Source organism: Pedobacter sp. Leaf250 (assembly GCF_920984735.1).
GTDB lineage: Bacteria > Bacteroidota > Bacteroidia > Sphingobacteriales > Sphingobacteriaceae > Pedobacter.
The window spans coordinates 36,777-53,567 of sequence record NZ_CAKLBU010000024.1 but is presented as its reverse complement, the minus strand read 5'-3'; the positions used below and the strand labels follow the sequence as shown (position 1 = coordinate 53,567).

General features: G+C 37.0%; 12 protein-coding genes. 3 read left to right on the top strand and 9 right to left on the bottom strand.

Annotated features, from left to right (window positions below):
- Nucleotides 1-85: 85 nt before the first annotated feature.
- The 5 genes from LUA91_RS18050 to LUA91_RS18030 all read right to left on the bottom strand — a co-directional run bounded on the left by LUA91_RS18050 (nt 86) and on the right by LUA91_RS18030 (nt 6,681).
- Complete coding sequence (locus tag LUA91_RS18050; RefSeq protein WP_231427505.1) at nt 86-1,879, bottom strand: acyl-CoA dehydrogenase family protein; 1,794 nt, start codon at nt 1,877-1,879, stop codon at nt 86-88.
- Nucleotides 1,880-1,945: 66 nt separating this feature from the next.
- Entirely contained in the window at nt 1,946-2,293 is a 348-nt protein-coding gene (locus LUA91_RS18045; RefSeq protein WP_255717829.1) for a four helix bundle protein, read from the bottom strand.
- Between the two features lie 47 nt (nt 2,294-2,340).
- Nucleotides 2,341-3,516, bottom strand: coding sequence for an acetyl-CoA C-acyltransferase (locus LUA91_RS18040; RefSeq protein ID WP_231427504.1), 1,176 nt, complete (start codon nt 3,514-3,516; stop codon nt 2,341-2,343).
- 312 nt (nt 3,517-3,828) lie between these two features.
- On the bottom strand, nt 3,829-6,234 hold the full coding sequence (locus LUA91_RS18035) for a 3-hydroxyacyl-CoA dehydrogenase/enoyl-CoA hydratase family protein (protein WP_231427503.1): 2,406 nt from the start codon (nt 6,232-6,234) through the stop codon (nt 3,829-3,831).
- 12 nt (nt 6,235-6,246) lie between these two features.
- A complete protein-coding gene (locus LUA91_RS18030) occupies nt 6,247-6,681 on the bottom strand; it encodes a MarR family winged helix-turn-helix transcriptional regulator (RefSeq protein ID WP_231427502.1) in 435 nt (144 codons plus the stop codon).
- 117 nt (nt 6,682-6,798) lie between these two features.
- Between LUA91_RS18030 and LUA91_RS18025 the strand changes: the two genes are divergently transcribed.
- Entirely contained in the window at nt 6,799-7,761 is a 963-nt protein-coding gene (locus tag LUA91_RS18025; protein WP_231427501.1) for a hypothetical protein, read from the top strand.
- A gap of 48 nt (nt 7,762-7,809) precedes the next feature.
- On the opposite strand, the gene LUA91_RS18020 is transcribed toward LUA91_RS18025, so the two are convergent.
- The 3 genes from LUA91_RS18020 to LUA91_RS18010 all read right to left on the bottom strand — a co-directional run bounded on the left by LUA91_RS18020 (nt 7,810) and on the right by LUA91_RS18010 (nt 12,688).
- Nucleotides 7,810-9,126 (bottom strand): OmpA family protein, encoded by a 1,317-nt coding sequence (locus LUA91_RS18020; RefSeq protein ID WP_231427500.1) that lies wholly within the window; start codon nt 9,124-9,126, stop codon nt 7,810-7,812.
- Nucleotides 9,127-9,219: 93 nt separating this feature from the next.
- The gene (ggt, locus tag LUA91_RS18015) at nt 9,220-10,941 is read right to left on the bottom strand and encodes a gamma-glutamyltransferase (RefSeq protein WP_231427499.1); all 1,722 of its coding nucleotides are present in this window, start codon (nt 10,939-10,941) and stop codon (nt 9,220-9,222) included.
- Nucleotides 10,913-12,688, bottom strand: coding sequence for a long-chain fatty acid--CoA ligase (locus tag LUA91_RS18010; protein ID WP_231427498.1), 1,776 nt, complete (start codon nt 12,686-12,688; stop codon nt 10,913-10,915). The genes ggt and LUA91_RS18010 overlap by 29 nt, the downstream gene beginning before the upstream one ends.
- A gap of 267 nt (nt 12,689-12,955) precedes the next feature.
- Between LUA91_RS18010 and LUA91_RS18005 the strand changes: the two genes are divergently transcribed.
- A complete protein-coding gene (locus tag LUA91_RS18005) occupies nt 12,956-13,420 on the top strand; it encodes a hypothetical protein (protein ID WP_231427497.1) in 465 nt (154 codons plus the stop codon).
- An 82-nt stretch (nt 13,421-13,502) separates the two neighbouring features.
- On the opposite strand, the gene LUA91_RS18000 is transcribed toward LUA91_RS18005, so the two are convergent.
- Nucleotides 13,503-15,335 carry a M61 family metallopeptidase gene (locus LUA91_RS18000; protein WP_231427496.1) on the bottom strand — a complete coding sequence of 611 codons (1,833 nt, stop codon included), beginning with the start codon at nt 15,333-15,335 and terminating at the stop codon, nt 13,503-13,505.
- Between the two features lie 359 nt (nt 15,336-15,694).
- Between LUA91_RS18000 and LUA91_RS17995 the strand changes: the two genes are divergently transcribed.
- Nucleotides 15,695-16,789 carry an efflux RND transporter periplasmic adaptor subunit gene (locus LUA91_RS17995; protein ID WP_231427495.1) on the top strand — a complete coding sequence of 365 codons (1,095 nt, stop codon included), beginning with the start codon at nt 15,695-15,697 and terminating at the stop codon, nt 16,787-16,789.
- Nucleotides 16,790-16,791: the final 2 nt, after the last annotated feature.

The window sequence follows — 16,791 nt, the reverse complement described above, 5'->3', positions numbered from 1 at the left end:
AAATTATATCGTTACTAACAAAAAAAGGTTGAGAGTTTGAGCTACAAACCCAAACCCTCAACCTTTAAACCCTCAACCTTCTACCTTAAAAAATATATTTATTCGCCTCAATCAATTGCTGTGCAACTCTTTGACGAGCGTCTTTCACATTAAATGGCTCTACTTTAGTAAATCTACGTAAACCCACCAACATCATGCGTTGCTCATCGCCTTCGGCAAAAGCCCAAAGTGCTTCTTTACCTGCTTTAGCTACACCATCAACCGCTTCAACCATGTAAATTCTTAATAGATCCAGCTGACCAGCAATAGCAGTTTCACCTTTTGTAGCAGCTAATTTTTCTGTTCTCAATAAGGCCGATTCAAACACATAAACATAACTGGCCATATCGGCGATGTTCATTAAAATCTCTTGCTCTTTGCTCAAAGTCATCATTAACTTTTGAACTGCCGCACCAGCAACCATTAATGTTGCTTTTTTAAGATTCGCTAAAACTTTTTTCTCCGCAGCAAATAATGTAGTGTCTTCTTCGCCAAAATCAGGAATGCTCATTAATTCAGCAGCAACAGCAGTTGCAGGCCCCATTAAATCCAGTTCGCCTTTCATGGCACGTTTCAGCATCATATCAACGGTTAACAAACGGTTAATTTCATTCGTTCCCTCGAAAATTCTGTTGATACGGGCATCACGATAAGCTCTATCCATTGGTGCATCGGCACTAAAACCCATCCCACCATAAATTTGAACACCTTCATCAACTGTATAATCTAATGCTTCAGAACCCCAAACTTTCAAAATCGCACATTCAACAGCAAATTGTTCTACAGATTTTAATCTCGCTTTGCCAGATTCCATTCCACCTGCAACCAACTGGTCATAAGTATCATCTATATTTTGCCCGGCACGATAATTCGCTGCATCAACTGCATAAAGCTTAGAGGCAATTTCAGCAATTTTGAAGCGAATGGCACCATATTTTGAAATCGGGCGACCGAACTGGCTACGCTCATTTGAATAATTAATCGCTGTACTTAAGGTTGCTTTTGATGCACCAATTGCCGCTGCCGATAATTTTATACGACCGATATTTAAAATGTTAACGGCGATTTTGAAACCATTTTCTCTATCACTTAACATATTTTCAACCGGAACTTCGCAATCGTTAAAGAAAACCTGACGGGTTGATGAACCTTTAATACCCATTTTGTGCTCTTCAGGATTCATGGTAATGCCACCAAAATCTTTCTCTACAATAAAGGCAGTTAGGTTTTTATCATCATCAATTTTTGCAAAAACGATAAAAATATCTGCGAAACCACCGTTGGTAATCCACATTTTTTGACCGTTGATGATGTAATGTTTTCCATCAGCGCTTAAGACTGCTTTGGTTTTTCCTGAATTTGCATCCGAACCTGAATTTGGTTCTGTTAAGCAATAAGCAGCTTTCCATTCACCAGAACCTAATTTTGGGATGTATTTTGCTTTTTGATCTTCGTTACCGTAGTACAGAATTGGCAAGGTTCCAATTCCTGTATGTGCAGATAGTGCCACTGCAAAAGAGTGACCAGCACCAACCACATCAGCAACCAACATCGACGTGTTGAAGTTTTTACCAAAACCTCCGTACTCTTCTGGCACAGAAACCCCAAGAATTCCTAATTCACCAGCTTTGGTTAAAAGCATTGGCATTAACTCAGGGTCTTCCTGTTTATCAATTTTATCTAAGTTTGGATAAACCTCTGCTTCCAAAAAATCACGACAAGTTTGCGCAATCATTTGTTGCTCTTCATCAAATTCTTCAGGAATAAATACATCCTGGTAAGCAGTTTCTTTAATTAAGAATTCGCCGCCTTTAATTGTTTTTTTTTCAGTTGTTTCCATTGCTGTAATGATTAAGGATTAAGGAACAAAGAATAATGACGATGTGCCTCAATCAAATATTTTATTTTATAGAAGTGTCTTTTTAAAGGTTGATATCTTTTTTTGTAAATGGATAATGGAATTGAAAAGATTTCCTAAATCATCTTTTATGAAACCGAGTTCTTTAGATAGTAACAGTTGGGTTTCCAACTCAAACAAAGAACCTAAGGAAATAGATAAAAAATGTGCAAATTCTTTATTTGAGGACCTTGACGAGCCTTCCGCAATATTGGAAGAAACAGAAACGGCGCATCTTGAAATCTGAGACATCAAGCCGAATTTTTCAGATGGAGGCAAATTACTCAATATCAAATAGCTGTTTTTAGCTATCTGCATCGCTTCATTCCAAATCTGCAACTGTCTAAAATTATGCATCTAGGTTATGCTAATTATCTTTGTTCTTTGCTCCTTAGTCCTTACTCTTAAAACATCTCAAAAATCCCTGCAGCACCTTGTCCAGTACCTACGCACATCGTAACCATTCCGTATTTTTTATTCTGTCTTTTCAATTCGTTTAGCATTTGCACCGAAAGTTTTGCACCTGTACAACCCAGCGGATGACCCAGTGCAATTGCTCCACCATTCACATTAATAATATCAGGATTCAAATCCAACGTTCTGATAATCGCTAACGATTGCGATGCAAAAGCTTCATTCAACTCAATTAGATCAATATCATCTTGCCTTAAACCCGCTTGTTTTAACGCTTTCGGAATGGCTTCAATCGGACCTATTCCCATAATTCTTGGCGGAACACCAGCCACACCATAACTCACCAATCTTGCAATAGGCTCTGCATTCAGTTCTTTCATTTTCTTTTCAGAAACCACCAAAACGAATGCCGCACCATCAGATGTTTGCGATGAATTACCAGCTGTAACACTTCCAACCGCATCGAAAACAGGTTTCAGTTTTGCCAGTTTTTCTAAAGTTGTATCCGCTCGCGGACCTTCATCTGTATCCACCAGATAAGAACGCGTTTTCTTTTTCAGGTTCTCATCAAGGTAATTTTCGTTTACAGTAATTGGCAGAACACCATCTTTTAAATGACCGTTTTTAATCGCATGAATTGCTTTTTCGTGAGATTTCAAAGAAAATGCATCCTGGTCTTCACGGCTTACGTTGTATTCTTTGGCAACAGCTTCAGCGGTTAAACCCATTCCCCAATACCAATCCGGATTGTTTTTGGCAACCTCAGCATTCGGCACCAATTTCCAACCTCCGAAAGGCATTCCGCTCATTACTTCTACACCACCTGCGATGATACAATCGGCCATTCCAGCCTTAATTTTCGCAACGGCAGTCGCAATTGTATCCAAACCCGATGCGCAATAACGGTTCACCGTAACCCCTGGAACTTTATCCGTATCCAGGCCCATCAGCGAAATCATACGAGCAATATTTAAGCCTTGTTCAGCTTCTGGCGTAGCATTACCCACAATTACATCGTCAATTTGTTCTTTATCTAAATTCGGAACCGAGGCCACCAAAGCCCTAATCACTTCCGCAGCCAAATCATCAGCTCTCGTAAAACGGAATACGCCACGGGGCGCCTTGCCCACTGCTGTACGATATCCGGCTATAATGTATGCTTCCATTGTTTTAGTATTTAGTAGCGAGTATCAAGTATCAAGACAGGGCTCAAATTTGAATTCGCTAATATTTTATTTTTATTTATAATATTTAGAAAAGCAAAACCTGCATTTCATCAGTTCGGGTAGTCCCGCTATTCGTTTCTCCCGATGAAAAATCGGGATTCACTTCTATCGGGTTTAGAAAACTTAAGCTTGTTTCCTACAAAATCCACCACATTAAGATTGCTTCGTGCCTCACAATTACTAGACGGCTAGACAAGCTCCAATCTTGATATTTGATACTCATATCTTGATACTTATATCTCTATACTCGGATTAATTCCTTAACGGTTTCCCTTTTGTAATAATCGATTGAATTCTTTCCAATGATTTTCTCTCTCCAGCAAGCGATAAAAACGCTTCTCTTTCTAAATCCAATAGATATTGTTCACTTACTTCTGTAGGAGAGGATAAATCGCCGCCACACATCACGTAACCTAATTTTTCAGAGATTTTTTTATCATGCTCAGAAATGAAATGACCCGCATACATGCTATTAGCACCTGCGTAAACAATTCCTAAACCTTGTTTACCCAATACTTTAATATCTGTACGTTGCACGGGTTTTGTATAACCGGCATCAGCCAATTCTATCGCTTTAGCTTTTGCATCGGCCAATAAACGGTTGCGGTTCATCGAAATTGAGAATTTATCTTTTTGCAAATAACCCAATTCGTAAGCTTCATAACCTGAAGTGGAAACTTTTGCCATTCCGATAGTTAAGAAACGATCTTTCAGAGCATTCTGAACAATCTGGTCGTCTTTATACTCATCAGAAGCACGCAAAGCAAATTCCTTAGTTCCGCCGCCACCTGGAATAACACCAACACCAAACTCAACTAAACCCATATAAGTTTCTGCTGATAACTGAACATGGTCGGCGTGTAAGCTAAATTCGCAGCCACCACCTAAAGTTAAATTGTGCGGCGCAACAACAACTGGAATCGAAGAATAACGAATGCGCATCGAAGTATTCTGGAACATACGAATCGCCATGTTCAATTCATCCCACTCCTGCTCTACCGCCATCATAAAAATCATCCCAACATTTGCGCCGGCAGAGAAGTTTGCACCATCGTTACCGATAACCAAACCACGATAATCTTTCTCCGCCATATCAATGGCTTTATTAATTCCGGAGATTACATCACCGCCAATGGTATTCATTTTCGTATGGAATTCTACATTCAGAATGCCATCGCCTAAATCAATAATCGAAACACCAGAATTTTTCCAAAGGGTTTTATTTTCACGAATGTTATCTAAAATTATAAACTCATCGGTTCCTGGTAAAGCTTTGTAAGATTTTGAAGGAATATCATAATACTTCTTAATACCACCTTCAACTTTGTAGAATGAAGTGTGTCCGGCATCAAGCATTTCATGAACCCAAGCCGCAGCTTTATTTCCATATTGTTCCATTCCTTCAATGGCTTCTTTAACACCAACAGCATCCCAAAGCTCAAATGGGCCTAATTCCCAACCGAAGCCTGCTCGCATCGCATCATCAATGCGGTACAATTCATCAGAAATTTCAGGAATCCGATCTGAAACATATTCAAATAAACCAAAAGAAGAATGGCGGAATAATTCGCCTGCCTTATCTTTTCCTTTAGCAAAAATCTTCATGCGTTCGCGAAGATTTTCAACAGGCTTGGTCATTTCTAAAGTAGCCGATTTTACTTTTTGCTGAGGTTTGTATTCAAGCGTTTTTAAATCAAGCGCTAGAATTTCAGTTTTTCCATCGGCTGTTTTAGTCTTTTTATAGAAACCCTGTTTGGTTTTATCGCCCAGCCATTTATTCTCTTCCATTTTTTTAACATACTCAGGAAGTTTAAATAAATCATGTGCTTTATCCTCAGGACAATTATCGCAAAGTCCTTTGGCAACTTTAATCATGGTATCTAAACCCACCACATCCGAAGTACGGAAAGTAGCAGATTTTGGTCTGCCCAAAGCTGGGCCAGTAAACTTATCAACTTCTTCAACTGTCAAATCCAATTTTTCAACCAGATGAAGCAAAGCCATAATAGAATAAACTCCAACGCGGTTAGCGATAAACGCAGGTGTATCCTTACATAAAACTGTGGTTTTACCTAAAAATTTATCACCATAATGCATTAAGAAATCAACGATTTCGGGATGGGTGTGCGGAGTTGGAATTATCTCCAATAATTTCAAATAACGGGGCGGATTAAAAAAGTGCGTTCCACAGAAATGCGCTTTAAAATCTTCACTCCTACCTTCAGCCATTAAATGAATCGGAATACCAGATGTATTTGAGGTAATTAAAGTTCCAGGTTTGCGGTATTGCTCTACCTGTTCGAAAACCTTTTTCTTGATGTCAAGATTTTCTACAACTACTTCAATCACCCAATCAAAACCTGCAATTTTCGACATATCATCGTCGAAGTTTCCGGTTTTTATTTTATTCAATACTTTTTTGGAATATACCGGCGATGGGTTTGTTTTTACAGCAGTTTGCAGTGCGGTATCAACAATTCGGTTTTTAACCGCTGGCTTATCTAAGGTTAATCCCTTTGCCTGTTCCTCTGGCGTCAGTTCTTTTGGGGCGATATCTAAAAGCAAAACCTCTACACCAATATTAGCGAAGTGGCATGCAATACGCGAACCCATAATACCTGACCCTAAAACAGCAACTTTATTAATGCTTCGTTTCATTATAAGTAATGTTTAATCTACAGTATATGCTACTGTAATATCATTTAGTTTTATCAATAGATTAATGAATGCTTCTTTTTCTTTTTTAGAAAAATGTTCATCGAGATATTCGTTAAATTTTCGAACAACACCTTTGGCAAGCTGTTTTTTTTCTTTCCCAAAATCAGTTAGAAAAACCTTCACCGAACGTTTATCGCCAACAGACGCTTCACGATAAATAAGTTTAGCTTCTTCCATATTATTCAACATGCGAGATAAACTAGTGGCCTTTACGCCAAGCAAAGCTGCAAGATTTGAAACGGCGGTACCTTCTTCGTCATTAATATTTATCAGCATATATCCAATAGCCTGCGTAATACCAAAGCTGGATGCCATCTGGTTATACTTGTTGAACATGTTTTGCCATGCAAACTTCACGTGATAATCTATTGTTTGCTGTTGTTTCATTTTATTAATTTATTATGCTTGCATAACAAAGCTAATAAATGTATTTTGTTATTGCAATAGAGATTTTGATTTTTTTGAGCTTTTACTTGTATATTAGATAATACTAATGCATATAAAATGATGACTAGAATAAAAATTGCATTGATCATTTCAGCCATAGCATTTGCTGGAAACATCACAAAAGCACAGGTATCTTGTTTTGCAAAATCATATTTAAAAGATGAGAATTTTCTTAGGTTTAAAAGCACCACTACCATATTCACTTTGAGATATGGTGACTATGAAAATATCGATCAATATCGCGTGGCTATTCAAAAAGCTTGGACCATCACACCTTTCTTAATCGTAAAGCCAAACGAATTAATAAAATACCAAAACAACTCTACTTACTCTTTTTTTTATTTTGACAGCTATGTTGAGCAACCAGATTCATTATATTCTTTAAATATAATCTATGCACTTAAATTAGGTGCAGAAAAAACTACTAGAAGAAACATGCCAATTGTAGCGACTATAAATCTTTATCCTGATCTATATAGCTTGAAATACATGCAAGATATCGGATATAGTTATGTTTCGGCACTTGACAAACGCAAGCTTTTTGCTAACAATCTATATAAGCATTCTACGTTCTACAATTGGTCTCCTGGTTTTTTAACAACATATCTAACTTTGTTAGATAAAGCATTGCGCTCTAGGAATGAGTTTGACATAGAGTTTGAAACCGCAGATAAATCTAACCTCAGTAAACTAAAAAATGAGCCGCTATATATTCCTGAATATGTCAAAGATAGTTTCAACCAAGAATTCAATCAATATTCCATCTTAAATGAAGTAAATGAGGGAAATAACGAGAAGTACCTATATCAAATTAAATTTGTTTCTACCAAAGAACTTGATGAGTTGATATTAAGTAAAGATTCAGATATAAAATATCTTGTCTATACGCAAAATTCATTTGATAAAGTGATTACTATTTACAATAGCAAGAACAATAAGATTATCTATCAAAAGTATACTCCAAAATCCTACGGTTTCAGAAATAGCGATTTAAGTAGTATACAGAAAAACGTAAACTAAAAAAGCCTCCGATTTTCATCGGAGGCTTTCACAATATTTAATAATCTACTAGTATAAAGTAAATTCTACACGGCGGTTTTGTTGACGACCAGCTGCAGTTTTGTTTGTTGCAATTGGTTGACCCATTCCGTAACCAGTAGCTTCAATTCGAGATGCATTTGCACCTTGAGAAACTAAATAAGCTTTTACTGATTCTGCTCTTTCTTTAGATAAACGTAAGTTTAATTCTTTAGAACCTGTATTATCTGTATGGCCAGCTAATTTTAAGCTGAAGTTTTTCTCTACCAATAAACCAGCAACTCTATTTAATGATGCATAAGATTTAGAACGGATTGTAGCTTTTCCTAAATCGAATTCTAAATTTTTGATGGCTTCGTTAACCACCTTACGATCTTCTTCAGTGATAACAGTTACCTGAGGTTTTGGAGCTACCAAAGGACAACCTGAACCATCAACAACTGTTCCTGCTGGAGTACCTGGACATTTATCCAATTTATCAGCAACACCATCGCCATCTGTATCTTTTAACAAGTCATTCATTTCTGAACGTAGTTTTGCATTTTCAGCTTTTTGAGCATCTAAATCAGATTTTAATGCATTAGCAGCATTTTTTGCGGCCAAAGCTTCATCATAAGTTAATGCAACCGGATTGTGGAAGGCCAATTGTTTTCCTGTTCCTAAAGCAAATTCTAAACCAGCGTAACCATAGTTATATTTATCGTTTGATGGACCTCTATGCAAACCATCTAAATTATCAGCATCAACATAGTTTATTGTCCAACCTAAATCGATATTAATACCATCAGAAACTTTGAATTTAGCACCAACACCAACCGGAATAATTAATTCTCTAATGGTTTTTCCACCAGCAAATGCAGTAGTTCCTGCTGCTGTTGTAATGGTTGGTTTATAACCAGCTAAACCAGCACCAACTGAAGTATATAATTGTAAAGCGTTTTCTTTTTGGAACATATCGATGTTAAACATATTAACAACGGCATTTAAACTTCCAGAATATTCCAGTTGAGTTTCAAAAGCGCTAACCGGTGAATTATTTACTACTCCACTTTTAAAAGCTTCTGTATTATCACCTTTTAATTTACCTCTAACTCCATCTAAACGCAAAGAAAAGTAAGGTGTAAATTGCTTTTTAATGTACAAACCATAACCAAAGTTTGTTCTGTTATTACTAAAATCATTTTTTCCACCTAATGGCGATAACGGAGTTAATGCACCAGCATTTACGCCAATCGACCAAGTTCTGAACTGTGTTGTGGATGTTGCTGGTTCCTGTGCCATTGCTACGGTACCTGCAAATAACCCGGCTAGTACAACCGGTAGGGATTTGATTAGATGTGATTTCATATTTTTAAATATAACGTTGATATGCGTTGCTCACACTATGCAATTGCTATACCAAAAATATTGTAAAAACAAAAAACTTATCCACTTTAACTTTTAGTATCCAATGGCTGTATCATCGCCACGAGGATCGGCACCTGCCTGAAGTGTACCCAATTTGGTTTTCAGTATCGCATCTACCCTACCAATTGGACCGCGATATACCAATTTATAACCTTTAGCCTTCAGTTTTTCTGTTGATAAACTATCTATTGCATCCTTTTCTATATATACCTCGTCAGGCAACCATTGATGGTGAAATTTTTTCGCTGCTACAGCCGATTGCATGTTCATATCAAAATCAATCACATTAATAATGGTTTGAAAAACAGACGTGATGATGGTTGATCCTCCAGGTGTGCCTACAACCATGAAAAGTTTCCCATCCTTTTCTACTATAGTTGGAGTCATGGAACTTAACATTCGTTTATTTGGTGCAATGGCATTTGCCTCGCCACCAACTAAACCATACATATTAGGTGCGCCTGGTTTTACCGAAAAATCATCCATTTCATTATTTAACAAAAAGCCACCACCTTTCACTACAACCAAAGATCCATAAGATCCGTTAAGTGTTGTAGTAATCGAAACTGCATTCCCATCATGATCCACGATAGAAAAGTGTGTAGTTTCTTCGCTTTCCTTTCCTTTGGTTACACCAGCCAAAATTTGATTACTTGGAGTAGCTGATGCCCAATTAAAATCGGTCATTCGTTTTTTATTATAATTGATATTCAGCAGTGTGTTCTGTGGCACTTTATAAAAATCCGGATCACCTAAATGCGTAGCACGATCGGCGTAAACCCTCCTCTCTGCTTCCACAACAACCTGTACAGTAGAATCTGCATTATGCCCCCATCTTTTCAAAGGATAAGGCTCCACTGATTGCAACAATTGAATAAGCGCTATACCACCACTAGAAGTTGGCGGCATCGTAATAATTTTATAGTCGCGATAATTACCGACTATAGGCTTACGCCATACTGCACGATAGTTTTTTAAGTCTTGTTTAGTAATTAATCCATTTCCACGTTGCATTTCGGCTACAATAGAATCGGCAACAGCGCCTTCATAAAATCCAGCCTTACCTTTTTGTTGAATAAGTTTTAACGTATTCGCCAATTCCGTTTGTACCAACAAGCTTTTCTCTTGCCAGGTACTTTCCAAATTAACTAAAGCGGTCCCATTTATGTTGACATCCATCAATCTCCGGTGCAAACCATTTAATTCACTGGCCTGACGTTTAGTAATTTCGAATCCCTTTTCAGCTAAATCTATAGCGGGCTGCAATACCTGTTTCCACGAAAGTTTACCATATTTCTGATGAGCTTCAACCATGCCAGCAACCGATCCCGGTACACCCGCCGCTAGATGTCCATATAAACTTTTATCTACAATTGGATTTCCCGCAGCATCTAAATACATATCTCTACTTGCTGCCGCAGATGCTTTTTCGCGAAAATCCAATGCATTTACCTCTCCTTTTGCAGAGCGATAAACCATAAAACCTCCGCCGCCAATGTTTCCTGCATTTGGATAAACCACCGCAAGCGCAAATTGAACTGCAACTGCTGCATCAACAGCATTGCCCCCTTTTTTCAAAATCTCAATTCCAACTTTTGATGCCTCTGGATGCGCAGTTACAACCATGCCATTTTTAAATTCTCCACTATCATTTTTACCGAGCTGACTACTTACGCAACTGGCAAATATGATTACAGAAATAATTAAGGTTGAGGTTATTTTGAGTTTAGTTAGGGGCTTTATAGTTTTCTGCATCCTTATATATTTTTTCAATAATGACAGTATTTTTCTCGGTGATTACTTTTCTTTTTAAGCTTAATTTGGGTGTTAATTCACCTCCATCAATACTCCATTCTTTTGGCAATAAAGCAAATCTTTTTACTTGTTCCCATTTTCCAAAATCGACACTGGCAGCCTCAATAACTTCGTTGTATTTGGCTAAAACCTGATCATTTTTAATAATCTCTTCATTGGTGGTAAAAGTAATCCCTTTTTTGCCTGCCCAGGTTTTTAAAGTTTCGAAATTGGGAACAATCAAAGCAGAAGGAAATTTTTTATTTTCCCCTAAAACCATAATCTGTTCAATAAAAATCGATTCTTTATATTTGTTTTCCAACATTTGCGGGGCAATATATTTACCACCAGCTGTTTTAAACATTTCCTTTTTACGATCGGTAATTTTTAAAAACCGTCCATTTACCAGCTCACCAATATCTCCGGTATGAAACCAGCCATCATTATCCACGGCTTCCGCTGTTAAATCAGGTCGATTGTAATAACCTTTCATTACCTGATGTCCTCGGGTTAAAACTTCACCATCCTGGGCAATTTTAACTTCAACACCTTTAATAACCTCGCCTACTGTTCCGAACATGGTACCATCAAAATGGTTTACCGTTATCACCGGAGAAGTTTCTGTCAATCCATATCCTTCGAAAACAGGCATTCCGGCAGCCCAGAATATACGAGCCAATCGTGGATTTAATGCGGCGCCACCCGATACAATGACCACAATTTCTCCGCCAAGTGCTTCCTGCCATTTCTTAAAAACCAACTTCCTTGCAATCCCTAACTTGAAATTGTACCAAGCGCTTGCATCCGTTGTATATTTTTCAGCTAAAGCCACCGACCAGAAGAAAATACCCTTTTTTATTCCAGTAAGCGATTTTCCCTTCTCCATGATTTTATCGTATACTTTTTCAAGGAGACGAGGCACAGTAGAGAATGCATTTGGTTTTACATGTTGGATATCCGCAACAATGGTTTCCATGCTTTCGGCATAATAAATACTTGTTCTATTATATAAGTACAAGTAAATAATCATGCGCTCAAATATGTGCGAAAGCGGCAAAAAGCTTAAGCTCTTATTCACACCTTCTGGCATAACTACTGATGAATTTACAAAGTTAGCCACCAAATTATGATGCGTTAACATTACACCTTTAGGCGTGCCTGTTGTTCCAGATGTGTAAATAAGTGTTAAAATATCTTCAGGCTCAACTTTCGACCGATAATCATCTAGATTAAGATCCTGATTATTTTTGCCATCATCGATCAGGGTTTTCCAGCAAGTAACTCCTTCAATATCACTAAAACTAAATATTTTGATACCTGGATTAATTGCATCTGCACAAGGTTTAATTTTTTGATATAAATCTTTATCGGATACAAACACAATCGAAATTTCAGCATCTTTTAAAATAAACTGAATATCATGCTCTGCCAGAGTTGGGTAAAGCGGGATTTGATATGCACCGATTTGATTTGCAGCAAAATCGGCAATGTTCCATTCTGGTCTATTGTGCGACATTACGGCCACACGCCCACCCTTTGTAATTCCTTGTTTAATTAACCCACGACTTAAATTGTCTACAGTTTCAGAAAATTCTGAAGTGCTGTAGTTAACCCATTTACCATTAATTTTTCCGTTGATAAACTCTTGCTTAGGATTTTCTAGGCTATATCTTAATAGATCAAATACCCTCGTAATTTCTGCAGCCATATCTTTTTATATTATTTGGTTAAGTTAAAAAATCAAACATAAAGATGCATGAGTCTTATGTTTTTTAATCGAAAAAATTCTGCCCGTGTAAATGATGCCGAAAATTTATTAAGCACAAAATATTGGAATAAACTTAAGAAATCAAAAATTACTATGCAAGCATTGTTTTTTATAGCAATAAAATTTTTACCATAAAAACATAAACGGCATTAAAGTTGTTAAGCTGATTAATTATTTGAAAAACATTATTCACTTTAAAAATCTATTATGAAAAAGCTATTTACAATTTTAGGATGCATTGCCTTATTTGCACTAACAACAACGAGTGTTAAAGCGCAAAACTACAAAACAGGCTTAGGTTTAGGTATTGACTTCGGCGATGGTGCTACTCTTGTTGGGCCTTCAGTAAGACATCATTTTAGCAGAAGTGCAGCGTTACAAGGTGAAGTTTTGTTTGGTGGAAATTCTACTACTTTACAAGCTTTTTTGCAATATAATGCTTCAATTCCTGGTGCTAAAGGTTTAGATTGGTATTTAGGTGGTGGTCCATCAGTACAACTTTATGATGGGGGTTCTAATTTTTATTTAGTACCAATGGTTGGTTTAGATTATAAAATTGCTGGCGCACCTTTAGCAATTGCTTTAGACTGGAGACCAAGACTTTACCTTGGAGATGGAAATAGCGATTTTAACGCAGGAAGATTCGGCTTAGGCTTTAGATATACTTTTTAAGCTTCAAAGTAAAAGCTTAATGCAAAAAAATCCCGCTGGAAAGATTTCCAGCGGGATTTTTTATTGATTTAGGAATTGGAAATTATTTTCCTGTCCATTTTTTGAACACCACTTTTTGAGCTGGCGTTGCATTTTCATTGATAGTAGCTTTCAAACGCACACTTGGGTTTTCTTTAAGTGTTAAAGAAATTTCTTTCTCTAATCCATCACGTTTTATTTTAAGCTTTAAAACATCACCAATATTCTTCTTAGCAACCAAAGGCAAAGTTTCTAACGATAACATCGGGCTTCTTAATTTCACAGTAGCCAAAGCTTCACTTACGGTTACATCATCTAAAGATATAATTTCATCATTAACGTTCAATCCAGCAATCCATGCTGCAGAATTTCTTGTAATTGAAGAAACAGCAATTGTACCATTATTGGTTAGCTGTCCGCTTGCACCACTAACAGGTTTATTAGGTGTTGCATTTTCTGTCGCTACATCCACACCAGCATAGCCTAAATATCTTACATATTCGGCATCATCAACTCCATTAACATATTTAGCCCAGAAATTTGTAAAACTAATGCCCGAAATTTTTTCAACCATTGCTTTAAACTCTGCGTCAGTATAACCGCGTTTTAAAGTTTTGCATTGTAAATACATCGCTTTCATTACATCATCTAAACTTTTAGCCCCTTTTGTAGCGTTGATAATTTCCAAATCCATCAAAATCCCAATTACCTCACCTTTACTGTAATATGAAATAGAGTTATTTTTAGAATTTTCATTTGGGCGATATTGGATTACCCAAGCATCGTAACTTGAAGAAGCTGCCGATTGATACTTCGCTCCTGGCGTGTTTGTTACTGTTCCTATTGCTGAGGCAATATCCTTTACGAATGTTTCATCATCATTAAAACCAGCCCTGTGCATATATTTATTTTCGTAATACGAGGTAAAACCTTCAGCAACCCAAAGGTTGGTGGTATAGTTTTCATTATCGTAATCGAATGGGCCTAAAGCTACCGGACGTAAACGTTTTACATTCCACAAGTGATGATATTCGTGAGCAACCAAAGCTAAAAATCCTTTATAACCCGCTTCGGTATTGTAGGCATTTCTACTTGCACCCAGCGTAGTAGAGTTTAAGTGCTCTAAACCACCGCCTCCACGTAAAAAATTATGTACAATGAAAGTATAGTGTTTGTTAGGGTTTTCGCCATAAACTGCTGTAATTTCTTCAACAATTTTGGCCATATCTACTTTCAATTTCTCTTTATCGTAATTACCACCGCCGTACATTGCAACCTCATGGCGAACACCAGCTGCATTAAACTCGAACACATCCTGATTTCCAACCTCAATCGGACTATCATATAGGATATCAAAATCAGCAGCTTTGTAGGTGAATTTTTCTCCAGCAACAGGCTCTAAACCAGTTGAAACCTTACTCCAGGTATTAAATGGAATAATTTTCACAGTGCTTGGAAATTTTATCATTCCATCTGGATGCATAAAAATCCCTGTTGAAGATAAAAATGCATGAGATTCATCAATAAAAGGTGTACGTACCGAAATTTCAAATGCATAAACACGATAGTTGATTTTAATATTGGCTGCTTTTGCCGAAAATATTCTCCAGGTATTTTTTCTTACCTTTTCCACTCTGGCGGTTTTTCCACCAGCTGTTGCCTTAAATTCTTCTACGCTTTTTTCAAATTCGCGGACTAAGTAAGAACCAGGAGTCCAGACAGGCATTTTAACGTCAACATAATCTTTTGCCAAGCCAGAAATATTCATCTGCACTTCGGCATAATGTGCTTGCGGTTCTTTAAAAGAAACCTCAAAAGCAATTTTCACCTGCGCCTTTGCTGCCATAATACTCGTTAGTAATAAAACTAAACTTAAAATTGATTTTTTAATAAACATATTGAATGTGTTTTGCCACAAAAATATATTTATTGACGGTGTTTTTGAATTAATTGGAAAAAATTAGTAGGGATTTAGAAGAACAAAAGTTCGAAGTCGAATGCCCAAAGTCGGAAGATATAGTTCGATAACCTAAATTTTGTCGGCAAGCTTTTATCTGAAAAGTAGGTTAACTTATTCAAAAAAGCGTTTTGTTAATCCCTGCCTTTATTTTTAACACTGGATCGATGACTTCAAACTTACAAAGTAACATCCTTAATACAACAAAATTAAGACTAAACTATTTGAATATTTTTACACTCTATCATCAAGCGTTAATTTAATTTTAACGTTCAGATAAGCACGACACAAATATAAACATGAAGAAAAGGTATATCATTTATGCTGTTTTGGCTATTGGCTTGGCCTACTTAGTATATTACAGAATTAACGCGAACAACAAATTAGAAGGAAAAGGTGGAGCTGGTGGCGCTCAAACAAAAGGAGGAGGTGCTAAAGGTGGTGCTGGTGCACCAATGGTTGTAGAAGGAATTGTAGTGAAACTTACATCTTTTGATAATGACCTGGAAGTAACTGGAGCTATTGATGCAAATGAATCGGTTGTACTAAAAAGCGAAGTTTCGGGTTTGGTTACTGGGATATATTTTACTGAAGGAACAAATGTAAGCAAGGGCGCTGTTTTGGTAAAAGTAAACGATAGAGATATTCAGGCACAATTGCAGGAAGCTTTAACCAAACAAAAACTATCTGGCACAACAGAAAACAGATCAAAACAATTGTTGGAAAAAGGGGCAATCAGTCAGGAAGAATATGATATTTCATTAGCAGATTTAAAATCCCTGCAAGCGCAATCGCAATTAATCAGAGCACAACTTGCCAAAACGACTATCCGTGCGCCATTTAGCGGACGTATTGGTTTACGCAGCATTTCAGCAGGAACTTATTTAACACCAGCAACCGTAATTGCTAATCTGGTAAGCACTAATCCAATAAAAGTTACTTTTTCTGTACCTGAAAAATATGCCGGACAAATTAAAATGGGTTCTTCAATTACTTTTACAACCGATGGTTCTTCAAAACAGAACACCGGAAAAGTTTATGCTATTGAACCTGGAATAAATGCTGCAACTAGAACATTGCAAATTAGGGCATTGGCTCCAAATGCAGATAATGCTTTGTTACCAGGATCATTTGCTAAGATAAAATTAGCATTAACTACACTGCAAAACGCTATTTTGATTCCCAATCAGGCAATTATCCCCGTATTAAAAGGGAAAATTGTTTATGTTCAGAAAGATGGAAAAGCGCAAGAGGTTAAGGTTGAAGCCGGCACAAGGACAGATGAAAACATTGTAATTACTTCAGGATTAAAAGCAGGCGACACGGTTTTGACCACCGGTTCAATGGCTTTGAAAAAAGATGCACCTGTAAAAGTTAACCTGGTTAAAGAATAATT